Genomic DNA, 24,460 nt, shown 5'->3' on the forward strand with positions numbered 1-24,460 from the left:
GATCTGGCCGCAGCCGCCGTGAGCAAGATCATCGACGTCCTCGACCCGCGCACCCGCGCCGGTGCGGACGAGCTCGCCCACCGCGTCTGGGTCGACGCACCCCCGTCGCCGTCGCGCGCGGTCCGGTCGGCGCTGGAGGAGGCGATGTCGGAGCAGCGCGTCGTGCGCATCCGCTACACCTCGGGAGACGGCGTCTAGACCAGGCAGACGCGATGCCAGCTCACGCGCCATGTCGTCGGGCTTGCGACGCTTACCGCCCTGACGGGCGGCCGCGCTGAATGTGATCGTGACGTAGGCACGCACGACACTTGACCCCGCGGGGTAGCGGTCGACGGCCTCGACGAGCATTTCTCGAGCGAACGCGGGTGCGTTCTCGTCAATGTTCATTTCGACCTCACGGCGCAGACGTGTGCCCGAATCGGGAGCCGTCTCAATCGTCACCGTGGCCGACTCGACCCCGGCCTCATCGGCCAGGTTCGCGAGCCAGTGGCCCCAGTCGGCCACCCACACGTCGATCTGCTCTGCGTCGACGAGCGAGGCCCCGGCGGGCTCCGTGCCGATGACGATGCTGTAGTTCGCCGTGGCCGGGTGGAACAGGAGCGCGAACGGTCGATTGTAGGAGTCGCGGTGCTCGCTGAGGCGGATCGTCGACGCGAGGCCGGGGAGCTGGTTGGTCCCCCACGGCGTGCGGCCGGTAGGGCCGGAACGGTAGACATTCGCGCCCTTCGACCGGGAGACGACGTGACCCGCCCGCTCAGAGATCCGCGACAGCGCGTTCTTCCCGTGAGAGTCACGCACCATCAGCAGGACGAGCAGCAGCAGGATCACCACGGCGGTGATCGCCGCGTCGAGCATGCCGCGCGTCATCAACACGAGGACGACGACGAGCATGCCGACGAGCAGCAGACCAGTGCCGACCGCGCCGAGGCCTAGAAGGCCGGCCGAAATTCCCTTGTGCCAGTTCCCATATGTCCGAGCCTGTCGGCTCGACGGTTCAACGGTTGCCACTTGGACCCTCTCCTGTCGCCTGATCGCCTAGCTTCTGTGCAGCGCCCTTCGCTGCATCGCCTACCTGTTTGGCCGCACCGACCGTTGCGCCCGCAGCGGCCCCCCACGGGCCTGCGGCCGCGCCGGCAGATGCGCCAGCGGCGGCACCACCGCCCGCAGCGGCGGCTCCACCACCAGCGGCGGCGGCTCCACCACCTGCGGCAGCTCCACCGCCCGCAGCTCCACCACCGGCAGCGGCCCCCCGACCGGCAGCAGCAGCCCCGGCCTGGCCCTGCGAACCAGCCGAGCCAGTGGACCCGGCCGTGCCTGTCGAGCCGGTCGCGCCAGCCGTCGACGGGGAAGCGGTCGAGCCTCCGCCCGCACCGCCGCCGAGACGGCCGATCTGTGCTGCGCCACTGGGGACGGCAGCTACCCCGGCCGCGGCGAGCATGCCGCCTCCAGCGCCGCCTGCCATAGCCCCGACCATCGGTGTCACGAACCGCATGAGCGCCGGCAGCGCGACGAGCGCGAGCAGCATCATCATGAGGCCCGTGATGACCGAGATAAGGCCCGTGCCGTCGTCCTTGAAAACGTCGGTTCCGGCGAGCTGGAACGCGGCCGCGTAGATGATCGCCGCCGCGGGCTTGTAGAGGATGAACGCGACCAGCCAGGCCACGTTCTTGTTGAACCATCCCTTGCCGGACTCACCGCTCATCGCGGCTGCGGCCGACAGCGGGAGGATGCCGGTCAGGACCACGAGCATGCCGCCGCGAGCGAGCATGAGGATGATCTGCACCACCGCGACGATGATCGCGATGACGCCCAGGATGATGACGAGCAGTGCACCCAGACCTGGTGCGCCCGCCGTTCCCGTCGTGGTCAGCACCAGCAGATTGCTGATGTTCCGACCGAAGCACGTACTGTCGCCGCTCGCCAGGTTGCAATCGGTCGAACGATCGATGATCCAGACCGAGAAGGCATCGGCCGCCTGCACGAGCAGGGCCACGATACCGACGCCTGCCCCGGCGACCACGATAAGCCGCAGGAGGCCGAAGAACACGTCTTTGCCGGGTTCCGCGCGCATCGTCACTGCCATGCGGATTGCGCCGACGATCGTGGCCCCGACCGCGACCGCGAGCATGATCCACCAGAGCGAGCCCTGGAGGAATGCGACCGCGCCGCCGGCACCGACAGGGCCGCTCGGCAGAAGGCCCGCAACCAGACCGGATGCGCCACCAATGAGGATCACCGCGGCGAGGATGATGCCGAGCCGTCCTACGGCCAGCAGCCCCTCACCGCGGCGAACCTTAACGGTCGTGATCGAGGCCAGTGCGATTATCGCGATGATCGCGACCGCGTAGCCGATCCAGGTGATGTAGCCGAGCACCTGGAGGACCGGAGCGGAGAAACCGGCGTCCGCACCTGCCGCGGAGCCGCCGTCGCCGCCCGTGAGGACGGGTGTGCCGATGTTGACCCACATCGTCCCGAACGACGCGATGACCTTGCCGACGCCCTCGATGACGGCGTTCGCCATGTCTTCAATCGCGCCGCCAACGACGGAGTTCACGATGTCTTCGCCGCAGCCAACCCAGTCAACAATCGAGCACATGTGTCCTCATCCCTCCCAGTAGATGTAGCCGGCGAGATTCGGGAGCTGCGCGGGCCGCGCTGTCAGGTCGCTCTCCGAGTAGTTCACCTTCCAGTCGCCGTCCTCCCAGATGAGGGGGATGACAGCCGACAGGTAGCCGGTCTTTCCGTTGCCGGTCACCGTGACGCCGACGTCTACTCGAGCGGAGTCGCCGTCATAGCTCAGAAGGCGGAACGCCGTGACCTCGTTGCGAATCTCGGGCGACGACTCGGAGGTCGACGGCGTGTTCAGGAGCTGGTCGCGGATGGGTCCGGCAGCCAGCGCGTACTCACGCCACGGCTGCACCGTGTCGGCGTTCAGCAGGTAGCCCACCCCGACAGAGGCCGCGAGAGCGGCACCCTCGGGCGTCCGAGCGAAGCACATCTTGATACCAGCGTCCGTCGTGTCGGCAGGGCCGAACTCATCGGACACCGGGAACGGTGTGGTGCCGGCGTAGTCCCAGGTCGTCGCAGGGGCCGTGTCGAGCGTGCCGGTCATTTCCACCACGTCGAGCCCGCAGATAGACGAACCGCCCGCAGCCCCCTCCGAGGGGGCCGGGGCGGACGTCGACGACTCGGACGGCTGCGGAGCCGGCTCGGGGTCGTCCGAGGACGACACCGAGCTGACGATCCAAACCACCAGGGCGGCAACGATGAGCAGGCCCACCACCACCGCCGCGGCGATCCAGCCGGGGCGGCGGAACGGACTCTGCTGAGTCGTCTCGTCGTCGAGGGACATGGGTTAACCGCCCATCAGCGCCGAGACGATACCGGCGCCGCCACCGATCAGGATGACGCCACCGAGAATCCAGCCGAGCGCGCCGGCGTGCTCGCCGCCCTCACCCCGGCGGCTGTTGAAGAACATGCGGATCGCGACAATGACGATCGCGACGCCAGCGAGGGCGAAACCGATCCACTTGACCCAGGAGATAACGGTCGTGAAGCCGCCAGTCCCGGGAGGCTGCACGGGGCCCGGGTCCGGAATTTGGGCCGGAAGCAGTGCCGCTGCCGTGAGCAGGGTGTCAATCAGAGGCATTGGCCTCATCCTTTCTGTTGGGTGTTCGCGAGTGCGGTCAGCTCGTCGACGACGCGACGGACCTCACGCGGGGCGGCGGCCGAGTCGACTTCGCTCGATCGCCACGTCTCAATCCACGGCACCGTCCAGGTGCGCGCGTACCCGCCCGCGACGACCTGCAAGCGGTCGCGCAACGGGCGGGGAAGTCTGCCAGGGGCATCGGCCATGACGACAAGGCCGAGCAGGTCGACGCCCGGGACAAGGCGCGACGCCCACTGCTGTGCGGCCACCTGAGCAGCGGCCAGGCCCCGCAGGTTCGACCGAGCGACCACAACAGCGCGGACGACGCCACCGGCCTGCTGAGGCCAGTGGTGATCCGTGACGGTCGCTCCCGGGATCAGTGCGGCAAGCGTGGACTCACCCGCGCCACCGTGTGCACCGACGATCCAGAGAGGCGACCAGTGGCCGACGTACTGGAAAGGCAGTCGGTCGGCCGCTTCGGGCGCAGGCACGCCGAGCTGCGGAGCAGTCGGACCGGTCGGAATCGCTGACCGCTCGATCAGCGGCTCAACTGGCGTCGGCTCCACAGCTGGGCGACTGACCCACGGATTCCCTTCGCTCATCGTTATGACCCCCCCGATAATGAATTGTGGTCTCCCCCCCACACTAACCCATCTAGCACGATTGGAGCAAGATGAATATGTTTAGGTGTCTCCCCCCAACACCAAACCGTCTACCCATGTTTAGTACGTTCTGTTATAGTCTGGTGGCATGCGAACAAGAGAGCACCGTGTGATGGGCGGCCCCCACGACGCGCTCGATGCCCTCTTCGCGAATCTCCCTGAGACGTTGACGGTCAAGGAGGTATCCACTCTCGTGCGCAAGACCCCGCAGGGGGTCTACAGCATGCTCAAAGCCGGGAAGATCCCCGGCTACGAGGTTGCAGGTGGGTGGATCATCATTCGCGATGAGCTGAAGGACCAGATGCGGCGGGGGTCGACCCGGGAGCAGCAGACAACGGAGGACTGATTCATGCAACGAGTGTGGCCGGCGATCACGGCCGTAGCGCTAGTGGCGCTGACGGCCGTTGGATGCACGAACGCCAGCGATTACCCGAACACATACCCGACAGATACTTTTTCTCCGTCGGTCACACCCAGCATGCCGAACCCTTCCGGCCTCCCGACCGTGCCGCCCGGATACATCGACGAGGACACGGGGCAGACCATCGCCCCGGTCCCTGTCGCCACCTGGAGCGACACAGACCGAACCGCAGCGATCGAGGCGGCGGACGCGGCTATGGCCGCGTTCGCCCGCCCCGCGCTCGATCAGGACACCTGGTGGAAGGAGCTTTCCCCGCTCCTGACACCCCAGGCCCGCACCGACTACGCCTACGTGCAGGCATCCGTCGTACCCGCCAGCCGTGTCACCGGCAGCGGCTCGATCACCGATGACACCAGCGCCATGGTCGTGCACATCGACGTGCCGACCGACGTCGGCCCTTACACGCTCATACTCACGCGCCTCGACGGCGCGAGTCCCTGGCTCGTCGCCCGATTCACCCCGCCCGAGGGCGTGCGCTGATGAGCGACAACAACAAGAAGCTCGGACCCGTCGTCGCGATCCTCGTGCCGGCGCTCCTGCTCGGTGGCATCCTCTCCATCCCTCTCTTCGCCACGGCTGCACTCGCGTGCAACCCCGAGAGCGGGCCAGGAACCAGTGTGAGCATCGACCCCGATACCGTGCCGAACATCGAGGTCGGTGGGTATGGTCACGATCAGCTCGTGAACGCTGCGCACATCATCAAGGCCGGCGCAGACAAAGGTCTGGGCGTGCGCGATCAGACCATCGGCGTCATGACGGCGATGGGTGAATCCTCGCTCGTCAACATCGACTACGGCGACTGGGAGACGAACGGCGTCCGCAACCCGGACGGCACCCCCACGACCTCGATCGGCCTATTCCAGCAGCAAGACGGCTGGGGTACCCCGGCCGAGCGCATGGACCCGTACATCACGTCGACAAAGTTCTACGACGCGATGGTCAAGAAGGTCCCTGACCCCGAGCGACAGGCACTCGCGCCCACTCTCGTCGCTCACCGCACGCAGGTGAACGCCGACCCGTACCACTACGAGAAGTACTGGGACACCGCCGTGCAGATCGTCGAAGCCCTCGCCGGCGTCGACACCGGCCTCACCGAGGGCACCGGCGACCAGGTGTGCAACGGCGAAAGCCTCGTGCCCGGAACCGTCAACAAAGACGGCTGGGCCGCCCCCGCTGCCGGACCGATCAGCAGCAACTTCGGCCCCCGCGAACCCGTCATGACGCCCAACGGCCTCAGCAGCTCCTTCCACCGTGGAACGGACCTCGCCCCCGGCTGCGACGCGCCCATTTGGGCCGCGCAGACCGGCACCGTCGTCGCGACCGGGTTCGGCGTCGGATACGGAGGAAACGGCACCATCGTCATCGACCACGGAGGCGGGGTCGAAACCGTCTACCTCCACATGTACGCAGACGGAATCCTCGTCAAGGACGGAGACAAAGTCGTCGGCGGCCAGCAGATCGCCAAAGTCGGCAGCAGCGGAACCTCATCCGCCTGCCACCTGCACTACGAGGTCCACATCAACGGCGAAGCCGTCGACCCCGAGCCGTTCATGCTCGCAGTCGGCATCACCCTCGGATAGGAGACAAACATGACCAGCGAAGCAGCAAACTTCCCCCGAATCGAAGCCCTCACCCACGAGGACGGAACCGGTGCGCTCATCGTGCAGGGACGACGACACGACGTGACCACGCCCGATGTGCACCAGACCCGCGCCCAGCTCATGCAGCTCGCCGCCGACCAGGCCCGTGCACTCGGCCGGCCCGTGAAAGTCACGACAGGCGGCGTCGAGCCGACCTATCACCTGATCGTCGACGAACACGCACAGGTGAGCGAGGACACCAGCCCACCTGCCGCGACCACTACTCGAGGCGCGGCCCGCGCCGCCGCCCAGGACGTCATCACCGACGTCCCCGCTCCCACGGAAGCTGCGCCGCCTGCAGTCGCACCGTCGCCCGCTCCTGCAGTCGCCGCCGAACCGGCTCCTGCAGTCGATGTGCCGCCGCGGCCGCCGCTGCCCGCACCGACCGCAGCGCCGGCCCCCACAGTCGCACCAGAGGCCACAGGAGCGGCCGCCTGGACGACAGAGGCTCCCGTGACCCGTCGCGAGGTGCGCACGTCGTTCCTCACCCAGGAGCAGATCGAGAAGCCCGCGACGACGGGCATTCGCGGGGCGCTCACCCGTGCCGGCATCCGCATGGCACCCAGCGACGCAGAGCGCGCCGTGCGCGCCGACGAGCGCGCCGTGAGCCAGCACTGGCCTGGCCCCCGTACCATCGCCGTCGTCAACGGCAAGGGTGGCGCCGGCAAGACGCCCGCGACCATCCTCCTGAGCGCGACTTTCGCGCGGTACGGAGGCGCAGGCGTTCTCGCATGGGACAACAACCAGACCCGTGGCACGCTCGGCTGGCGCACCGAACAAGGTCCGCACGCCAGCACGCTGCTCGACCTCCTGCCCCACGCCGAACGGCTGCTCGGCACGGGCGCACAGGCGGCCGACCTCGCCCACTTCGTGCACCACCAGACCAGCGACCGCTTCGACGTGCTGCGCTCCAATCCCACCGCCCGGGCAAACGAACAGCGCATCACGCCGACCGACGTCGACGCGATCCACGCCGTCGCCGCGAAGTACTACCGGCTCATCTTCATTGACAGCGGGAACGATGAGAGCGACCCGATGTGGCTGCGCATGATCGACCTGGCAGACCAGCTCGTCGTCTCCACGACGACCCGAGACGATCACGCGGAAGCCGGCGCACTGCTCCTGGAGGACCTAGCTACACGTGACGCACGCTCCGCCCGTCTCGCGCGGGATGCCGTCACCGTCATCACCCAGGCCGATCCCAAGGCCACCCGTGCCGACATGCAGCACGTCGCCAACGGGTACAGCGCCCTCACGCGCGCCGCGGTGATGATTCCACACGATCCTGCCCTCGTCGACGGGCAGATCACCTACGAGAGCCTGCGACCCGCCACGCAGCGCGCATGGCTCGCTGCGGGCGCAGCGGTCGCCGGAGGCCTCAACGGAGCGCCGCGCGGATGACCGAAGCTCAGAAGGTCGGGACCTGGCCCCGCATCCAGGTCGAGATTCGATCCGAGGCCCAACACGTCTCTGCGGTGCTCCGCATCAACGGAGCACCGCAGGGCTGCGCCTCCCCGACCGTGGAGGGCATGCGGGCTGGCATCATCGCTCGCTGTGCCGCCCTCGCAGACACACTCTCGCGACCCGTCGCGGTCGACGTCGACGAGGCCGGACAGCGCTACCGCATCGCCGTGCGGCCCAACGGCGTCGTCCAGCCGATCGACACCGGCAACACGATCGCTGATGCGTCCCGACTGACCCCCGTCAACGGCCCGTGCCGGCAGTGCCAGCAGCTCGTCATCATCACCGCTGCCACGTGCGGCGCATGCGGCAGCGAACAGCCGTTGCGCGTGGAGCTCAGCGACACTCCCCCACGCTCTCCCGTTTCTCCGCCCCCGGCGACTCAGGCCACCGTGCCCGCCGCGATTGCCCCGGAATACCGCCGCACAGCTACGCCGCTGCCCGAGGTCGATGAGCACACCGTGTTCGTCCGCGCACCGCGGCCGCAGCTAATCGTGCAGCTCGACAGCGGCGAGACGATCACGACGCCGGCTCCGGCCGTTCTCGGCCGCAACCCCGACGCGATCGACGGGCACACTCCCGTGAAGCTCCCCAGCCCCGGCCGCGAAGTCTCGCGCACCCACGCGCTCGTCGACGTCGACGACGCCGGCAGGCTCATCGTCACCGACCACGGCTCCAGCAACGGCACATACGTCGACGGCCAAGCCCTGTCCCCCCACACGCCGACGATCATCGCCGCCAGCGCACGTCTTCAGCTCGGAGACACCACCGTGCAGCTCCAGAGCCGCACCGGCCGCGAACAACCCTCAACCCAAGGTTGACCCCCCCGGCGTGTCACTCTGACGTTAACCATTGGCATAGAACTACGCTCGCTCACATGGCCCCTCGTCGACGTCCTCGCGGCTCACTGGTAGACCCAGTGCCGCTCGGCTACGTCGTCGAGCGCAGCGCGAAAGAACGGCTTGACCGCCTCGCGGATCAAGCAGCTGTCTCGTCGGCCGTGATGTTCGAGCACATCATCGAGCACCTGGAGCTGACCAGTCGCGGCCTGCCCGTGACCTGGCCAGAGCAGGAGCTTCACGACGGGGAGCTGCCTATCGACGCCGCTTAACGAGATGAGGCCCGCCAGGGGCGGGCCTCGAAACTCGAAGTGCCTCATCTGTCGAAGTTTGGCGACAGGAACAGATGAAGGCGATGTGAGGAAGAACCGGCCGGGAGCCGGGGCTTCGTTGTACCTACCCATGCCAGGAAGGTGACTTCATCATAACGCCCAACGCCGCCTATTTCCACGCGCAATCGGCTCCGACACGCCGCGACGTGTCCCCCAAACGGCCGACAGGCCCCGCCGAGCCCGTGCACGACCGGTCAACCGTTGACCGGCCTCCGGCCCGCCGAGGAACCCGCGGGCCGCGCAACCGCGGCCGCGGGCTCATGCTCACGCCCCAGGAGGGCGTCTACGCCGCTGTGCCGGTCTGCCGGCCCTCCGACTGGCTGCACGCCGTGGAGTTCGCTCTGGCCCTCCCCAGCGTGGAGGCTCTACGTCGCCGTCTGCGCGTCGCAGGCCCCAGCACGGTACTTTCAGCCGCGCGGCAGTGGGCAGCCGCCGCAGACCGCTCCACAGGCCGCGACGTCGCCATTTCCCACGCCACCGTCGCTGAACGCATCGGCTACGCCGAAGCCACAGTGAAGCGCATCATGCGCTTCCTCTCCCGGCTCGGCCTCGTCGTCGAGTGCGCCCGCGGCCGCAACCGCCTCTCCCTCGACGAGCTGGCCGAAGCTCGTGCGCTTGGCGCAGAGCACCAGCGCGCAGCCGCCTCCACACGAGCGCTCACGATCCCTCACTCTGTGGACGGCACCCCCCTACCCCTCTCGGGACCAGTTAACGAAACCTCTCCCGTTACAGAGAACTCACCAAAGCGCGCCCGAGGCGCGCGAAAGGCCGGCGCTCCGCGCCGACCAGCTATGACAGGAGTGGTTGAGACGGTCGAGGCCCAGCCTCGTTGGCCGTTCGCGGTCCAACAGTTCGCCGCGCAGCTCGTCGACCGGTTGCCCCGGCTCCTGCGGACCCCCCGCGCGCAGCCGCAGCGCGTCTACGTGCGGACACCGAACGGTCGCAGCGACGCCGTGTGGATCGGCGGCCGCCACATCGGCCAGGTGTGCGACGCGATCGCCAGGCATCGCCTCGTCGAGCGCGGCTGGACCGCGCACCAGGTCCTCGAACACGTCGACCGCTACCGTGCCGGCATGCGGGCCGACGTCGAGCCGGCCGAGCAGCGCGATCCGCTCGCCTGGTTGTTCTGGCTCATCGGCAAGACGATCGCCGTCGACGAGCTGGCACCCCGCGCTCGAGCGGAGGCCGAGCGCGAGCGGCACCGTGTCGACTCCGCCGCTCGACGAGCTGCGGATGCCGAGCTACGCGAGCGCATCGCGGCCCAGCAGCCCGAAATCGACGCGATCCTGGCACAGATGCACCGCCAGTTCCCGCGCACCCCCAAGGTGCGCCGGCCCAAAGCCTGACCCGCCCCACACCGAGCGGCCGCCTGACCACCTGTGGACGACCCGAGCTGACGCGGGCTCCACTCGCCCACAAGGATGGACAGCCGACCTCAACACCAGGGGGACGGCCTGACGGCCGCAGATCCTTCGCGCCCTGCGGGGCGCCGTTTTTTACCGTGAAGCCTGCGGCAGTCTACGGTCGGTCACGCTCCACGCAAGCCCCGCGAGCGGGGCCGGCTCCCCCGAGACTTTCCGACACGCGGTCGCTGCGCTCCCTCACATCGCACCGGAAACTCTCTCCCCCACCGCACTCCGTGTTGACGCTGCGCACGCCCTCCCTGACCGGCACATTCGTGCCTTCACGGCAAAAAAACGTGGAGGGGAAAGGGATGAACATGACCACCACGACCACGCCCGGAACCATCGAGCACATTGACCCCCAGACCATCGACGTGGCGACGAACGTGCGCACCGAAGCCACCCTCGGGAAAGAGTTCGTCGACAGCATCCGCGCAAATGGCGTCCTCCAGCCCGTCGTTGCCTACCGCGACAGCGAGGGCGTGCACGTCCGCTACGGCCAGCGCCGCACCCTCGCCGCCCAGATGGTCGGCCTCGCGACCATGCCCGTCTACGTCGTCGACGTCGACGACACGGACACCGCCCAGCGCATCATCGAGCAGTTGGTCGAGAACGACCAGCGCGAAGCGCTCGGAGAGGGCGACCGACTCGACGCCTGGCGGCAGTTGGAGTTGGAAGGACTCAGCGCTACGCAGATCGCGAAGCGCACCGGCACCAAGCGCGACACGATCAAGACCGGCCTGACTGTCGCCTCCAGCGACACCGGCACGCGACTCGTCGCAGAGGTCGGGCTGACCCTCGACCAGGCCGCGACGCTGATCGAGTTCGAGGACGACCCCCAGGCCGTCGCTGACCTCACCGAGATTGCCGGGAGCCAGCCCGACTACTTCCCCGTCGCCGTGCAGCGCGCCCGCAACGAGCGAGCCGCCGCCGTGCTCCGCGAGAAGGTCGAGGCGGAGGTAGCGGCCAAGGGGCACCGCATCCTGTCGTCCTCCCCGAGCTGGGAGGAAGCGACCCCCTACCGTCTGCACCAGGTGACCGACGAGGGCGGCAACCGGATCACCAGCGACTACGTGGAGGGCAAGACCGGTATCGCGGCGCACGTCCGCGCGTGGGATGCCGAGCAGTTCGAGGTGACGTACTACGTCGACGACCTCGACGCCGCAGGGCTCATCCTCCGCCCCGGTGCCACCAGTGGCGCGGCGAAAGGCCCGATGACCGACGAGCAGAAGGCCGAGCGTAAGACGCTCATCGCCAACAACAAGGAATGGGACGCCGCAGAGGCGGTGCGCCGCGAGTGGGTCGCCGCGTTCCTGGCCCGCAAGACCCTGCCGAAGGATGCGATGAGCGTCGTCGCCACGATCCTGGCCACCGGAGGCTACGACCTCGGCCAGTCCATCGGACACGGCAACGGCCAGGCCCAGGAATTCCTCGGCGTCGAGCGCGGCTACGGCGACAAGCTGGCCGAATATCTCACCGCGCACCCGACCCGCGCCGCGCACGTCGCCGTGGCGATCGTCCTCGGCGGCATCGAGCAGCAGACCAGCCGCGACACCTGGCGCTCTCCCCGGAGCGAGACGGCGACCTACCTCCAGACGCTCCAGACATGGGGATACCCGCTGTCCCCCGTCGAGAAGATCGCCGCGATGCTCTCAGATGAGAGTTAATAGAGGCAATATCCCCATAAGAGCCAGCCGCCCCGCGCCACCGCGCGGGGCCATGCTGTGCCGCCACGGAGGTCGGCACAGCGACCGGGCCGCCGACAGAGGCCGGCCCGGTCTGAGACGACGGCGCTGCGCGCCGACTGTTCTCGAGCGCGCATCCGCGCGCTGACGTTTTTTGGCCTTGAAGCCTGCGGCAGTCTACGGTCGGCCACCCTCCACGCAAGCCCCGCTGCGCGGGGCCGGCTCCCCCGAGATTTTCGGGCACGCGGTCGCTACCGCTCCCTCTCATCGCACCCGAAATTCTCTCCGCCGCCGCCCTTCGGGTTGTCGCCCCAGGCGGCACTCCCTGACCGGCACATTCGTGCCTTCAAGGCAAAAAAACGAGGTGGAGAGAGGAACGAAGCATGCTGAGCATCACGCACACGCACGAGGCCGGAACGATCATCGAGGGCACTGCCAAGGGCGACGGGTCCGCCGCGATCTTGAAGGCGAACCGCTGGCGCTGGGGTCGGAGCATCGGCGCGTGGTTCGTTCCGAACAGCCGCGACCGTCTCCCCCAGCATCACGTCATCACCCGTACCGCCGCAGCTCTGGAGGCGGCAGGGTTCGAGCTGGCACCGCTGGAAATCGACCTCACGACCCGCAGCACGGCGGAAGTCGAGGCCGGGAAGATTGCCCGCCAGGCTGACCGCGTGGCCGCGCTCGACGCCAAGGCCGACCGGAAGGCCACCAACTCGGATGCCGCATGGAACAAGCACCTGAGCGACGTCGCGCGCCTGCCCGAGGGCGGCGAGCCGATCAAGGTCGGCCACCACTCCGAAGGCCGCCACCGCCGCGCGATCGACAAGGCACACAACAGCATGCGCCGGAGCATCGACGCCCACAACGACGCCGAGGAAGCCGCCCGCCGAGCCGAGGCCGCCGCACACACCACAGACGCCCGCTACAACCTTGTGACCGTCGCCAACCGCATCGAGAAGATCGGCGCTGACATTCGCCGCACCGAACGCCGGATTGTCGCTGACGTGTACGACCGGGAGACGGGATACCGCCCCGCGACGGATGAGCAGAAGGCCAAGCGGGCAGCCGCCTACGCGCCGCAGCTCGACGAGCTGCGCGACCAGCTCGCCTACTGGGAGCAGGTGCGGGCCGACCAGATCGCCACGGGACGCGCGACCGGATACAGCCGCGACAACATCGCCAAGGGCGACGCGGTGAAGGTCCGCGGCTACTGGCACAAGGTCGCCCGAGTGAACGCCAAGACGGTCAGCGTCGAAACCGCCTACAGCTGGACCGATCGCGTCACCTACGCCGAGATTCAGGACCACCGCACCGCCGAGCAGATCACCAAGAACTAATAGAGGCATAAGGGATAAGGGAGATACGACCATGAACACGACCACCGCTACCCCAGCCGCTCAGACCGTCGAGCCGGGAACGCCGTTGCACTGGTTCCTGGAGGTCTGGAGCGGCGACGCCGCCGCCGACGTCGCCAAGGCGCTCACTTGCACCGAGGTCGACGCCCTCGCCGGTCTGCTGCGCTCCTGCGGCCGTACCGCGGCCGCGCTCGAATGGATCAACGCCCACGCACGGAGCGACGAGGAAGGCGACGCGCACCACCGCACGCCCGCCGAGGCGCTGCGCGCCGAGTTCGACGAGCTCGCGGCATCCGTCCCCGGCCTCGACCTCTGCGAAGAGGACCCCGAGACGTTTGGATACGGGCACCTGGTGTTCTACAAGCAGAACGAGGATGCCCGAATCGGGTTCACCGAAATCTGCGACCGTGCCAGCGACGACCCGGAGCGCGAGGTTACCGGATACGAGTGGCTGGCCGATCGCCGCGGCGCAGACGGCGTGACCGTGGTCACCGCATCCGGCAGTGCTGCTCTCGACGACCTCGACACCATCACCGCGGCCGCGTGGACGTGGGCGACCCAGTAGGCCGCCCTAGCCGTGCCCTCCGGGGCACGGCGCGAGGGGAGCAACCCCCTCACACTCCCCCGGCGCCGCTGCGCGTCGGGGCGTGCTCCCCTGCGGGTCGCCGGTATTCATCGGGCTTCGGGCATCGTTCCTGACGCTCCATCATTGCCGCCGCGGTCCTCCACACAAGCCCCTCCGGGGCCGGCTCCTCCAAGATTTTCGCCACGCGGTCGCTACGCTCCCTCACATCGCGACGAAATTCTCTCCCCCGCCGCCTGCGGTTGTGTTCCGGCCCTGCTGCTGCGGCACTGCTCCGCTTATCAGGAACGAGCCAGCGAATTGATCGAGAGAGGAAGAGGGACATGATCGAGAACGAGCTGACGGTCTGGTGCAAGTGCTCAATCGCAGTGAGCATTGCCGGATGACTTCTCAGTTGTGGATGTGACCCATCGCGGGTCGAGGTGGCCGCTCCGGGATCACATTCGGCGGATGGTCGCGAGTGCCTCGTCGAGAGAGTGGAGAGCGCGGAGGACTTGGATGGAGCGGCTGAAGATCAAGCTGTTGAACATGGCATCGTCCGTCTTGGGCATGACGGAGCGAGAGACGACCCACGCGGCGGCTGATTCGATACCGACATCGTCGCTGAACATGTGTGCGGCGACCTCGTTGCGGATCTGCACGAGCGTCTCCTTGAAGGGTCGGTCGTCGGCGATATCCCGGACGCTTGCCTTGTAGGTGTTCTGTGCGGCTGTGAGCCCCAGGATGTCGATGAAGTTGGCGAAGCGTCCGGTCTGTGTGCGTGCGGTGCGTTGGAGGTCTCCTAGGACTCGGTAGACGCCTTCGATGCTCTCTCGGAGGACGAGGGCGAGGAGCTTCTCGGTCGTGACCCGCGCAGCAGGGTCTGCGGCCATGGCGCGCAACAGCACGCGCATGTCGACGTCGACCTGGACGATGAAGAACCGCGCAGCTGCGTATGCCTTCACCACGGCCGCCTCGTCGCCGGCGCCGGCAACGCTCTCGACGTCTCGCGCCCGGTGCTCGAGAGCTTCGACGGCGAGTGGGATGGTGCGGTCGAAGCCCGCGACGCTGTCGGCATTGGTTGGAGGCTGGCTCGGGGTACTCATCGTCCCAGCGTGGCAGGCGAATCGGCGCGCCGGTGGACCCTATTTCTCAATCGTCTTAAAGTTAAGGCATGAGTGCGCTGTTGGTGCATGGGCCGCGGATCATCGGCGCGCGGCGGCAGTTGTCGATCCCGCGGCGCGTGCTGGTGTCCGCGGGGATCGATGTGCCGGGACGGGTGCGGTTCGAGGTGACCGAGGGGGTGGTGTGTGTGCGTCGCGCAGAGGAGGGTGAGGAGGGTGCTCAAATGGTGTCAAAGGTGGGCCAGCTTGTGACTCCGCCGTGGGTGATGCAGACTCTCGGGGTTGGCGTGGGCGGCGCGATCTATGCTCGGCCGCGGAATGACGCCGTCGTGGAGGTCCTAGCCGGGTCTCGTCTGCAATTTGAGCCGGAGAGGGCAGCATGAGCATCTCCAACGTGCTTCAGGCTCCCCGCCGGAACGTCGCCGATCGCGCATGGGGTGAGCTCGGGCTGCGGGATGCCGCGGCCGCTCACGCGACCACGACGCTGCTGCCCGGCGCGGCGGTGATCCCGTTGACGACGTTCCTGGACGCGAACGTGTATCCGGTGGTCGTCTGGGACCGGCGCGCGCTGTCGGCGCGGCTGACCCGGATGGAGGGTCCGGCGGTGTCGACGGAAGCCGTGCGCGACCTGCTGGATGCGGGATGCCCGACGGTGCTGCGGGTCGCGGCGATGATCGGTGTGGGCGCGCCGACGCCGACGAGGCGGGCGTTGCGGCCGCTGCGGTCGCTGGCCAGGACGATCGGGATGTTCCCCGCGTTCCCGCGCCGGTCTCCGATGGTCGCGGAGGAGTTCGACGCGCAGGGGACGGCGCTGGTGGTGTGCGACGCGTCGAGCACCGAGGTGCATGTGGGCGGCGATGCCGGCGTGCGTGCGGGCTCGGCGTTGAGCCCGTTGTGGCGTCGGGTGTATGAGGAGCGTTTGTTCGAGTGGGCGATCCGGTCGGACGCGCTGCCGTGCGCGTTACCGGCCGTCGAGGGCCCTCACCCAGGAGTCCAGTGAGCGGGCCGGCGCCCAGCGGACGTCTTCCATCTCGACCTGGATCTCGGAGTGCAGAGTCTGGGCGTTCATCGCCTTCTCGCGGAACGACTTGAGGTTCTCCTCACGGGTCCCGGAGAGCAGGTTCGCCGCGAACGTGGCGATCGATCCGATGCTGTGTTCTGGTGCGGTGTGCTCGGTGACGTGGTCGAAGACCGCGCCGCCTTCGCAGATGTTGCAGTCGCACCAGAAGTAGTCCGCGGGGACCTGCGCCGCGACCAGCGGGAGCCGCTCGAGCAGGTGGTAGGACATCAGTCGCGGGACCAGCACGGAGGTGCCGGGGCTGCGGCCGCCGCCCTTGGAGGGCCAGATGTGGCGGAGGGTGCTGCTGGTGCCGACTGCGCCGAACTGGGCGCCGGCAGCGACCGCGGCGACGGCGGAGAGGTCGGTGCGCAGCAGCGCGATGCTCACCGGTGAGCCGAGCACGTGCAGCAGGCCGCGGACGGTGTCGACGGCGCCGAACGGGTCGGTGCTGTGGCCGAGGGCGAGGGCGACGGGGACGCCGGCGCGGTCGATCGCGGTGCGCAGTTGCTCGGCGGAGTTCTTCAGGATGAGGGACTCGATGGGCAGCAGCGTCATCACACTCCCCGAAGCCTGGGCGGCGATGTCGGCGCCGCGACCGAGGGCGAGGTCGACCTGGGCGATGTTCTCCAGGCTGATGTAGCCAGTGTCGGTGAGCGCGACCGGGGCGCCGTGGTCGAGCTGCCAGGTGACCCATTCGAGGCTGAGCGGGGCGTCGCCTGTGGCGCGGTTCTTGCCGGAGTAGCGGTTCGCGTCGAACAGGATCCGCGCGTCGGGGCCGGCGATGGAGCGGTGGGTGGTGAGCAGCTTGTCGGCGCCCGCGGTCTTGTTGCCGCCGGCGACGGTGTAGAGGGCGGTGATGCCGGCGTTGCGGCTGAACGCGGCGACGCGGTCGACCTTGGACTGTGGGGCGTGGATGAGGATGGCGCTGTCGATGCCCGTCCCGGCGGGAACCGGGGCGGGATGGTGACCGGAGGGCGGTGCGAGGTCGGTCATGTTGCGGCTCCCAACGTGATCGGAACGAGGTTCTCGGGTTGCGGGGTCTCCCCGAGGTAGTGACGGCGGAAGCCGTCTTCGGTCATGCCCGCCAGTCGTGCGATGTCGGCGACGCTCTGGTGGCGGATGTTCTTGTGGGCGTTGATGATCTGGGTCAGGGTGGACGGGGTTTCGACGGCCACGTCGCCGGGTTCGCTGTTGCGCCAGCCCATCTGGCCGAGGCGCATGTTGAACTCGCGGTATTGCCGGTCGGTGATGATCTCCAGGTCGTAGGCGCGGCGGATCAGCGCGCCGATCGACATGCCCCACTTCTCCTTCAGGGTCAGCAGACGCCGGAACTCTCCGGTGCGCAGCCCTGTCAGGTCGGGGCGGATGCTGTCGGCGGGTGCGAGCAGCTCGCCGGCGAACTTGTTGGCCTGGTCCTCCTGCTCGGGGCCGGGGATGTCGTGCATCAGCAGGTGCCCGAGCTCGTGTGCGACCGTGAACCGGAGCCGGTCGGGGGCGAGGCCCTTGGTGACCAGCATCATCGGGAACCGGGACTGGTCGCCAGGCCAGGTGGAGACGGCGTCCTGCCCGGGGGTGGCCAGGGGGCGTTCGATCACGATGATGCCGGCGGACTCCACGACGCCGACGAGGTTGTGGATCGGGCCGTCGCCGAGGTCCCAGCGTTGCCGGAGACGACGAGCGACTTCGCGCGGATCGCCATCCAGATCGATCGGGTCGCGGACCAGGGTGCGTTGCGGCCGCGGCGCGATCCCGGTGAGCAGGCCCTCCATCGTGAGCCGGGTCAGGTGGGTGAGCGCTTCGATGCGCCGCATCGTGCGGACCGTCATCGTGCTCGCCCGGCGGCGGTGGTGCAGGCAGCTGATCGCCAGGCCCGGGACGGTGGGCTGCTCCTCGAGGATCTCCGGCGGGCAGTCCAGCGCCTTCACGAGCGCGTCCCGGCGATCTGGGGTGAGCTCCAGCGCCCCCGTCTCCAGGCGGGAGATGACCGCCTGCGACACCCCTGCCTCACGTGCCAGCTCGGTCTGGTTCCAGCCCTTCGCCTCACGCAGCAGGGTGATCATCGAGATCGCCGCATCCGCCATCCTTCACCTCCGCCCACCAGGCTAGCATAAGAAATGCATTGTTTGCCGGGCATGTTCGCCGATTGGTCTGACGGCGTGTCATCAAGGAACGGCTGATGGTGCGAGGTGAGTGCTCCTGTCGTGTGCGAGTCGGGTCGGTGGTGATGCCTGATTGTGCAGCACCCCTCCGACATCGGCGTTGATCGCGCAAATTCTCCAACGAGTCGTTGGACAACTTGAGATGTGCGATCCTGGCAGGTTGCTCTTGAGGAGGTTGCCATGACGGAGGGATCGACGGGGCTGGTGGCGTTCCTGCTGGCGCGGATCGAGGAGGATGAGCGGATCGCGGGTCATGTCGCGGCGGTGTCGCCGACGGCTGATACCGGGTTCTGCGTGTGGGCGACGCAGTTCGCGTTCGATCCGGAGCGGATGATCGTTGCGATCGACTATCAGCGCGTGTTAGCGGAGTGCGCCGCGAAGCGCCGGATTGTCGACATGTTCCGCGCCGCCACTCCCGCCGCTGCGACGGCGGAGGTTCTGGAGGCGGTGCTGCGGGAGCTCGCGTTCGCTCATGCAGATCATCCCGACTACCGGGTCGCCTGGCGGATCTAGCGAAGTCTAGGGATGTCTAGCGTTTCCCTAGACTTCGCTAGTTTTGCTCGTCCGGCCGAGCGGTGCGGCGGACGAGACGAGTGGGCAGCCCGAGGGGCGCCGACAGTTGTCCCGCGGGCTGCGGGACAATTGTCGGTCCTTTGGGAACAGCACGATGGCGGAGCGAATCGAGTGCTGGTGGCTGGCCGTGGCGATGACGCTCAATCGGCCTTTGGGCCGTTGACCGATTACTGCGGGCCGCTGGTCGCCGCGACCGTCCGGTCACTGCCGGTGCGCAGCCGGCCTATCGCAGCGAGCACGATGGCGGCAGTTGCAGAGGCCCCTGCGATAACGGTGAGGGTGATCGCCGCGCCTGTGAGGTTTGCGGCGCCGAGCCATCCGGCGATGGGGTAGGTGATCAGGAAGCAGGCGTGGGAGAGGGCGAACTGGGCGGTGTAGACGAGATTCCGGTTCGCGGGTGTGGAGGCGTCGGCGAGCAGCCTCGATGAGGGCGTGTTTACCAGCGAGGTTCCCATCCCGAGAAGCACCCAGGTGCCCAGAAGGACGAACCAGCCGGTCCCGTTCGAGGTGGCGACTGAGGTGACGACGATGGCCGCGGCCAGCCCGGTGACGATGATGACACTGCCGGTGGTCATGGTGCGGATAACGCCGAGCCGTCCGACCAGCAAAGGGATGCTTAGCGCGACCACGAGCGATCCGATGCCGTAGCAGGCCAGCGCCAGAGCGAGAGCCTGGTCGTCGAGGCCGAACACGCCGCGGGCATAGACGACCGAGTTGACGAGGACGATTGCGGTGCCGGCGGCGACGACGATGTTGGTGAGCATCAGAAAGCGCAGCGTCGGGGTGCGGGCGAATACTTTCGCGCCCAGGGGCAGTCGCTGCCAGAACGGCAGCGCCGGCCCGTCATCTGGGTGAGCAGGCAGCTTCGAGAACAGCACGAGCAAGGCGGAGCCCGCGAACCCCGCGGCGGTGCCGACGAACAGGTTGTTGTAGCTGATCACCGTCAGTAGCGCCGCGGCGATCGTCGGGGACAGCAAGGCCTCGAGATCGTAGGCAAGTCGGGATAACGACAGGGCGCGGGTGTAGTCGTCGGGTTCTGGGAGGACCGAGGGAATCAGGGACTGGAACGCGGGGGTGAAGGTGGCGGAGGCCGACTGCAGCACGAACACGAGGATGTAGATCTGCCAGGCCTCGGTGACGAACGGGAGCATCAGCGCGATCGCGAGGCGGACCAGGTCGGCGGCGATCAGGACCGCTTTCTTGGGGAGCCGATCGACAACCGCGGCGACCAGTGGCGCGACGCCAACGTAGGCGACCATCTTGATCGTCAACGCCGTGCCCAGCACTGACCCCGCAGCGTCACCGGCGATCTCGAACGCGAGCAAGCCCAGCGCGACCGTGAGCAGGCCCGTGCCGAGGAGGGCGACGACCTGCGCGGAGAACAGCTTCGCGTAGGTGCCGTTGCGCAGCACCCGCAGCATCAGCGGATCGCCTCCGGGGCGGGGTGCGCGCCGCGGTGGTGGGCGGGATCGCTGCTGAGGGTGTGCTGGGCCTGGAAGATCGCGTCGGCGACCAACTGCCGGGCGTGTTCGTTCGCGAGCCGATAGAAGACCTTCGTGCCCTCCTGTCGGGTCAGCACGATTCGCGCCAGACGCAGCTTCGCCAGATGTTGCGACACCGCCGGAGCCGACTTGTCCACGATGTCCGCCAGGTGATTCACCGACAGCTCCTGGTCCCGCAGCGCGAGGATGATCCGGATCCGGGTCGCGTCGGCCAGCATCGAGAACACCTCGACCGCGAGCTCGACATACTCGCTCTCCGTCGACAACGAACATTTCGAATCTGCATGCATACGCAGATTATTGCACGAGAGGATCGGTCGACGCCTTGCGGACGAGTTCCTCACCAGTTCCCAGGAGCGGGCGTGTCCCTGTCACGACTCGTCCCCGGACGCGCTGCAGCAGGTCTCCGGGCTGCTTGGCAGCGCCTGAGATCAGAGTCGGATCGCGGGGTATTGCGCGTAGGCGGACGCGGCGACGATCTGCCATCGTGCGGCGACGTTCGATGACATGCCGGTGAGGTCGCAGAGCGGGCCGAGGGGCATTGTCGCGGCGAGGTTGAGCAGTGCGGCCCCGCGGAGTCCGACGATGCGGCAGGCGAGATTCTGCAGGTCCGCGGCGAACCGACTGGCGTGAACGTGTGCGCCGGCGCGCAGCTTTGAGGGGAACAGCCATGTCGATTCGGTGTCCCAGCGCCGTGGCGTGGCGAGCTGCCGCCGGATCAACGCCGGCAAGGGCGGTGGCAGTTGGACCGGCGTGACCCCGAGGCGGAGCTGCATCTCGTCGCCGTTGTCGATGATGCTTGCGGTGGTCAGTCCGGAGATGGTTGTGATTGGTCTGCCGGTGATCCCTGCGATCAGCCCGCAGATGCGGGTGCGGAGCTGGATCGTCTCGTCGGTCGCGAACCGCCGCATCCATGCCCGGTAGGTGTCGATCGGGTAGGCGGTGTAGGGATCCGCGTAGCGGGAAGGGATCGGGTGGATGCGGTCGGCGGCGCCGCTGTGCGATGCCCACCGCAGGAACACGGCGAGTGGCTCGAAGTGACGCGGGTGCCGGTCGAGGTAGGACTCCACGGCTTGCTGTGATGCGGTCTTCAGCTCGAGCTGATGAGCGTCGAGGTCGGCGAGGAAGTGGGCGGCGATCCGGCAGATGCGGCGGGCGCGAACGAAGGTGCCCTCGGTGACTCCGTTGCGTTGGATGAGCAGGCGGGTGCGGGCCGGAACATGCCACCGGCAGAAGGGCCCGAGGGTGCGCATCATCTGCTCGGGGCGGCCGTCGAGGAACCTGTCGATCCAGGCCACGAACTGCACCCATGCCGTGTCCCGCGGTTCGAGCACGCCCACGTCGACGAGCGCGTGGCGCAGCAGGCTCACTGCCTGAACGGTGGGATGCTGATCCAACGCTTCGTGGGTGAGATCGATGTCCTCGGTGAGGATTTCGCGCAGGATCGCGGCGGATGCGCTGCGGCCGGGCCAGCGCGCCATGCTCTTGGGTTCCGGGTGTCGCAGCAAGCGTTGCCGGAGCGGCTCAAGGGCCTCGCGACGGGCGGGCGTTCCCGCGGCGAACAGGTCGTCCAGAGCGATGCGCGCCAGGCATGGGTAGCAGCGTTTCCCGTTGCGGATGTCCTCGATGCCGCAGTCGGCGCAGATGAACCGCGATCGCACCCCGGTGCAGGTGGAGCACGCGAGGGTGCCATCGTCCGTGACGGACGCGACCAGCCCGACCGCGCCGCAGCGAGGGCAGGGGCGACGTGTGCCGCGGATAACGTTGAAGCAGGGCTCGCAGGTCGCACCGCCAAGGAAGCGGACTCGGACTCGTCGTTCGTGGCCGCAGTGCACGCAAGGCTCAATCTTGCCCGGTGCGCATTGCGGGCAGACCGGGCCGTCCGGTGTGCGGTTCTGGACGAGCCGGTCGTGGCCGCAGCGGATACACGTCTCTTTCGCTTCTGGCCTTTGCCGACGGCAGGTGCCGCAGAAGCTCTTCCCGTCGATGCGGTGCGAGATCTTCCGGATCATGTCACAGCCGTCACAACGGCGGGTGTATCGAGCGTCCCGGCACTTGTCGCAGACCCGTCGCCCATCCTCGAGCGTCTGCGTGAGCAGCTGTTCCCGCCCGCAACCGCTGCAGAGAGGCAGAGCGACCGGGATCCCGCGATCTCGGAGCAGCCGCAGCAGCCGTTGCGCCTGACGGGGAAGGTGCGGGTCCGCGTCCGTGATCCAGGTCGCGTCGGCGTCGGTGAGGAACCGGCGAAGATGGCCCTGCCCCACCGGTGTGGGGGCGAGTTGCTCGAGCAGCTCACGCACTCCTTCCGCGCCGATCGTCGCCCACGGGTCGCCATGGTCAATCAGGGCGGCGATGTTGTCGGGAAGCGCGGTGGAGAGTCGCGAGGTCACGACCTGTCGGGTCGGGTGATCCGCGCGGGCACGGTCTTGAGCGTGCCGATGTCGGTGACGGTGGCGCCGCCCACGGCTTTCGGCTGCTCGCGTGCCGCGACGGTGAAGCTGATCAGGTCGTTCGGGGTGCAGTCCAGGATGACGCAGAGCGCGTCGAGGACCTCGATGTTCAGGCGTTGCGGAGGGGAGGTGACCAGCCGGTAGACCTGCTCACGTGACAGCTGCACGCCCTGTTCGGCGAGCAGCGGCACCAGCTCGGTGGTCTTGTAGAGGCCGCGCTCGGCGAGCTTGCGGCGAAGGTGCCAATCGAACAGTCGGGTCATGCGGTTGCTCCTTCTCCGAGCACGCGCCGCAGCGCTTCCTGGAAGATCCGGTTCTTGAAGTCGTCTCCAACTGACGTGTAAATCGCGGTCGTCGACGAGTGATTGTGTCCGACCTGCTCCTGCACGAACTGGGCGGCGTAGCCGAACTCAATCAGGTGGGTCACGTAGGAGTGGCGGAGGCTGTGCAACGTCAACGCGCGATCCAGGCCGACCGCGTCGCGGATCTCCGCGAACCGCTGATCAACCGTGCGGGTCGTGATGCGGGCACGCCTCTCACTGACCCAGAGCGCATCGCTCTCACCGGCCAGCCGGGGCCGCACCTCCTCGACCCAGTAGCGCAGCCCCTCGGATGCCCACGCGAACTCCGGGCATGCCAGCACGGTGCGGCGGCGCGGCGGTGACCCCTTCATCGCCTTGCCGTATCGAACCTGCACCTTCGCATACGCGCCCCACTCGGGAACGTAGGGATTCGAACGGAGATCGTTCAGGTCGAGCATCACCGCTTCGCGTCGCCGCAGACCGAATGCATAGACCGTCTTAAAGAACTGCGCATCTCGCAGTGCGGGCAATGCGCCCTTCTTGCGGTCCTCGAGCAGGTCGTGCGCGCGTTGATCGGCATGTGCGAAGAACGCCTCGAGCTCGTCGTAGCCGAATGGCCGTCGAGCGGGCTTCGCCTCGAACTCGGCCAGGTGCGCGAACGTGTTCCACGGATGGCAGATCTGAGCCGGCGCCGACCCGAAGCGTTCCATGCAGACGTCCACCCAGTCGTAGGCCGCATGCGAGATGTACCCGCAGAAGCCCTTCAACACCTGGTGGTAGCCGCGGATCGTGGAATGCGCCAACGGCTCGGGGCCTGCCAGCAACGACGAGGTGAAGTCCTCTACGTCCTGCGGCTGCCACTCCCACGGGTAGGTGCCCGCGAAACGGAAGAACCGCTTCACGCCGTACTGACTTCCCCGGATGGTGCCTTCCGACAGGCCACGCGAACGCATCGACACGGCGTACCCGCGCAACATCTCGTCGAACGTCGACCGCGCCGGATCCAGCAGCAGCACCGGCGCAAGAGACCGGACTTCGCGGGTCACCAAACCATCCTCACGCTTGCATCAGATGCCTCAAACATGCTGTGAACGTATCACGGAGTCTGCCAGTGCAACGAGGCATCCACGATTGAGCATTGTCGTCGCCTTGGCTGTTAGCGACGTCCCCGCTCACCGATCCATCCCCTGATCAGGAGATCGTCAATTTAGCCGCTCAACCAGCTGCCCTAGAAGGTTGCAGTCAGCCGCGATAGTCTGCGTCGAACAGTCCCGGTGCTGC

The 24,460-nt window shown here is 67.8% G+C and carries 26 protein-coding genes and 2 pseudogenes; 14 read left to right on the forward strand and 14 right to left on the reverse strand.

Going from position 1 to position 24,460, the window contains the following annotated elements; translation table 11 throughout:
* A pseudogene (locus AAY78_RS20000) lies at nucleotides 1–192 on the forward strand (transcriptional regulator); the annotation flags it as partial.
* Nucleotides 193–222: 30 nt separating this feature from the next.
* Here the strand turns inward: AAY78_RS20000 and AAY78_RS20220 are convergent.
* From AAY78_RS20220 to AAY78_RS01265, 5 genes and pseudogenes are all read right to left on the reverse strand, one after another.
* Nucleotides 223–1,008 (reverse strand): annotated as a pseudogene (locus AAY78_RS20220) (SCO6880 family protein); the annotation flags it as partial.
* Nucleotides 995–2,554: a hypothetical protein gene (locus AAY78_RS01250; protein WP_156172582.1), complete on the reverse strand. Its 1,560-nt coding sequence runs from the start codon at nucleotides 2,552–2,554 to the stop codon at nucleotides 995–997. The pseudogene AAY78_RS20220 and the gene AAY78_RS01250, both read right to left, overlap by 14 nt.
* Nucleotides 2,555–2,602: 48 nt before the next feature.
* Nucleotides 2,603–3,352, reverse strand: coding sequence for a hypothetical protein (locus tag AAY78_RS01255; RefSeq protein WP_046746562.1), 750 nt, complete (start codon nucleotides 3,350–3,352; stop codon nucleotides 2,603–2,605).
* 3 nt (nucleotides 3,353–3,355) lie between these two features.
* Nucleotides 3,356–3,649, reverse strand: coding sequence for a hypothetical protein (locus AAY78_RS01260; RefSeq protein ID WP_046746563.1), 294 nt, complete (start codon nucleotides 3,647–3,649; stop codon nucleotides 3,356–3,358).
* A gap of 5 nt (nucleotides 3,650–3,654) precedes the next feature.
* Nucleotides 3,655–4,251, reverse strand: coding sequence for a DUF6668 family protein (locus tag AAY78_RS01265; protein ID WP_046746564.1), 597 nt, complete (start codon nucleotides 4,249–4,251; stop codon nucleotides 3,655–3,657).
* A 148-nt stretch (nucleotides 4,252–4,399) separates the two neighbouring features.
* On the opposite strand from AAY78_RS01265, the gene AAY78_RS01270 reads away from it, so the two are divergent.
* The 6 genes from AAY78_RS01270 to AAY78_RS19415 all read left to right on the forward strand — a co-directional run bounded on the left by AAY78_RS01270 (nucleotide 4,400) and on the right by AAY78_RS19415 (nucleotide 8,944).
* A complete protein-coding gene (locus AAY78_RS01270) occupies nucleotides 4,400–4,657 on the forward strand; it encodes a helix-turn-helix domain-containing protein (protein WP_156172583.1) in 258 nt (85 codons plus the stop codon).
* A gap of 132 nt (nucleotides 4,658–4,789) precedes the next feature.
* Nucleotides 4,790–5,212, forward strand: coding sequence for a hypothetical protein (locus AAY78_RS01275; RefSeq protein ID WP_052748592.1), 423 nt, complete (start codon nucleotides 4,790–4,792; stop codon nucleotides 5,210–5,212).
* The gene (locus tag AAY78_RS01280) at nucleotides 5,212–6,312 is read left to right on the forward strand and encodes a M23 family metallopeptidase (protein WP_046746566.1); all 1,101 of its coding nucleotides are present in this window, start codon (nucleotides 5,212–5,214) and stop codon (nucleotides 6,310–6,312) included. Before AAY78_RS01275 ends, AAY78_RS01280 begins: the two co-directional genes overlap by 1 nt.
* 9 nt (nucleotides 6,313–6,321) lie before the next feature.
* Complete coding sequence (locus AAY78_RS01285; RefSeq protein ID WP_046746567.1) at nucleotides 6,322–7,773, forward strand: MinD/ParA family ATP-binding protein; 1,452 nt, start codon at nucleotides 6,322–6,324, stop codon at nucleotides 7,771–7,773.
* A complete protein-coding gene (locus AAY78_RS01290) occupies nucleotides 7,770–8,654 on the forward strand; it encodes an FHA domain-containing protein (RefSeq protein WP_046746568.1) in 885 nt (294 codons plus the stop codon). Before AAY78_RS01285 ends, AAY78_RS01290 begins: the two co-directional genes overlap by 4 nt.
* Nucleotides 8,655–8,710: 56 nt before the next feature.
* On the forward strand, nucleotides 8,711–8,944 hold the full coding sequence (locus AAY78_RS19415; RefSeq protein ID WP_082108529.1) for a hypothetical protein: 234 nt from the start codon (nucleotides 8,711–8,713) through the stop codon (nucleotides 8,942–8,944).
* 467 nt (nucleotides 8,945–9,411) lie between these two features.
* Here AAY78_RS19415 and AAY78_RS01300 read toward each other — a convergent pair whose 3' ends face one another.
* The gene (locus AAY78_RS01300; protein WP_046746570.1) at nucleotides 9,412–9,633 is read right to left on the reverse strand and encodes a hypothetical protein; all 222 of its coding nucleotides are present in this window, start codon (nucleotides 9,631–9,633) and stop codon (nucleotides 9,412–9,414) included.
* Nucleotides 9,634–9,795: 162 nt separating this feature from the next.
* Between AAY78_RS01300 and AAY78_RS19105 the strand changes: the two genes are divergently transcribed.
* The 4 genes from AAY78_RS19105 to AAY78_RS19840 all read left to right on the forward strand — a co-directional run bounded on the left by AAY78_RS19105 (nucleotide 9,796) and on the right by AAY78_RS19840 (nucleotide 14,012).
* Entirely contained in the window at nucleotides 9,796–10,350 is a 555-nt protein-coding gene (locus AAY78_RS19105) for a hypothetical protein (RefSeq protein WP_156172584.1), read from the forward strand.
* Between the two features lie 374 nt (nucleotides 10,351–10,724).
* A complete protein-coding gene (locus AAY78_RS01310; protein ID WP_179516454.1) occupies nucleotides 10,725–12,074 on the forward strand; it encodes a ParB/RepB/Spo0J family partition protein in 1,350 nt (449 codons plus the stop codon).
* Between the two features lie 401 nt (nucleotides 12,075–12,475).
* Nucleotides 12,476–13,429 (forward strand): DUF3560 domain-containing protein, encoded by a 954-nt coding sequence (locus tag AAY78_RS01315; protein ID WP_046746571.1) that lies wholly within the window; start codon nucleotides 12,476–12,478, stop codon nucleotides 13,427–13,429.
* Nucleotides 13,430–13,460: 31 nt separating this feature from the next.
* On the forward strand, nucleotides 13,461–14,012 hold the full coding sequence (locus AAY78_RS19840; protein ID WP_052748594.1) for a hypothetical protein: 552 nt from the start codon (nucleotides 13,461–13,463) through the stop codon (nucleotides 14,010–14,012).
* A 455-nt stretch (nucleotides 14,013–14,467) separates the two neighbouring features.
* Here the strand turns inward: AAY78_RS19840 and AAY78_RS01325 are convergent, their stop codons facing one another.
* Complete coding sequence (locus tag AAY78_RS01325; protein WP_046746572.1) at nucleotides 14,468–15,115, reverse strand: hypothetical protein; 648 nt, start codon at nucleotides 15,113–15,115, stop codon at nucleotides 14,468–14,470.
* 68 nt (nucleotides 15,116–15,183) lie between these two features.
* Between AAY78_RS01325 and AAY78_RS19115 the strand changes: the two genes are divergently transcribed.
* A complete protein-coding gene (locus AAY78_RS19115) occupies nucleotides 15,184–15,516 on the forward strand; it encodes a hypothetical protein (protein ID WP_052748595.1) in 333 nt (110 codons plus the stop codon).
* Nucleotides 15,513–16,133 carry a hypothetical protein gene (locus AAY78_RS19120; RefSeq protein WP_052748596.1) on the forward strand — a complete coding sequence of 207 codons (621 nt, stop codon included), beginning with the start codon at nucleotides 15,513–15,515 and terminating at the stop codon, nucleotides 16,131–16,133. Before AAY78_RS19115 ends, AAY78_RS19120 begins: the two co-directional genes overlap by 4 nt.
* Here AAY78_RS19120 and AAY78_RS01335 read toward each other — a convergent pair.
* Complete coding sequence (locus AAY78_RS01335; protein WP_046746574.1) at nucleotides 16,095–17,186, reverse strand: hypothetical protein; 1,092 nt, start codon at nucleotides 17,184–17,186, stop codon at nucleotides 16,095–16,097. The two genes, AAY78_RS19120 and AAY78_RS01335, sit on opposite strands and share 39 nt — an antisense overlap.
* On the reverse strand, nucleotides 17,183–18,274 hold the full coding sequence (locus AAY78_RS19125; protein ID WP_052748597.1) for an XRE family transcriptional regulator: 1,092 nt from the start codon (nucleotides 18,272–18,274) through the stop codon (nucleotides 17,183–17,185). Before AAY78_RS19125 ends, AAY78_RS01335 begins: the two co-directional genes overlap by 4 nt.
* Nucleotides 18,275–18,556: 282 nt before the next feature.
* On the opposite strand from AAY78_RS19125, the gene AAY78_RS01345 reads away from it, so the two are divergent.
* On the forward strand, nucleotides 18,557–18,865 hold the full coding sequence (locus tag AAY78_RS01345) for a DUF6221 family protein (protein ID WP_156172585.1): 309 nt from the start codon (nucleotides 18,557–18,559) through the stop codon (nucleotides 18,863–18,865).
* A gap of 227 nt (nucleotides 18,866–19,092) precedes the next feature.
* On the opposite strand, the gene AAY78_RS01350 is transcribed toward AAY78_RS01345, so the two are convergent.
* From AAY78_RS01350 to AAY78_RS01370, 5 genes are all read right to left on the reverse strand, one after another.
* The gene (locus tag AAY78_RS01350; RefSeq protein ID WP_046746576.1) at nucleotides 19,093–20,346 is read right to left on the reverse strand and encodes an MFS transporter; all 1,254 of its coding nucleotides are present in this window, start codon (nucleotides 20,344–20,346) and stop codon (nucleotides 19,093–19,095) included.
* Nucleotides 20,346–20,717 (reverse strand): ArsR/SmtB family transcription factor, encoded by a 372-nt coding sequence (locus tag AAY78_RS01355; protein ID WP_046746577.1) that lies wholly within the window; start codon nucleotides 20,715–20,717, stop codon nucleotides 20,346–20,348. The genes AAY78_RS01350 and AAY78_RS01355 overlap by 1 nt, the downstream gene beginning before the upstream one ends.
* Nucleotides 20,718–20,858: 141 nt before the next feature.
* The gene (locus tag AAY78_RS19650) at nucleotides 20,859–22,817 is read right to left on the reverse strand and encodes a hypothetical protein (RefSeq protein ID WP_156172586.1); all 1,959 of its coding nucleotides are present in this window, start codon (nucleotides 22,815–22,817) and stop codon (nucleotides 20,859–20,861) included.
* A complete protein-coding gene (locus tag AAY78_RS01365) occupies nucleotides 22,814–23,140 on the reverse strand; it encodes a helix-turn-helix domain-containing protein (protein ID WP_046746579.1) in 327 nt (108 codons plus the stop codon). The genes AAY78_RS19650 and AAY78_RS01365 overlap by 4 nt, the downstream gene beginning before the upstream one ends.
* Nucleotides 23,137–24,225 (reverse strand): tyrosine-type recombinase/integrase, encoded by a 1,089-nt coding sequence (locus AAY78_RS01370; RefSeq protein ID WP_231589628.1) that lies wholly within the window; start codon nucleotides 24,223–24,225, stop codon nucleotides 23,137–23,139. The genes AAY78_RS01365 and AAY78_RS01370 overlap by 4 nt, the downstream gene beginning before the upstream one ends.
* Nucleotides 24,226–24,460 lie beyond the last annotated feature (235 nt).

The organism is Microbacterium sp. Ag1 (genome assembly GCF_001005635.1).
Classification (GTDB): domain Bacteria; phylum Actinomycetota; class Actinomycetes; order Actinomycetales; family Microbacteriaceae; genus Microbacterium; species Microbacterium oxydans.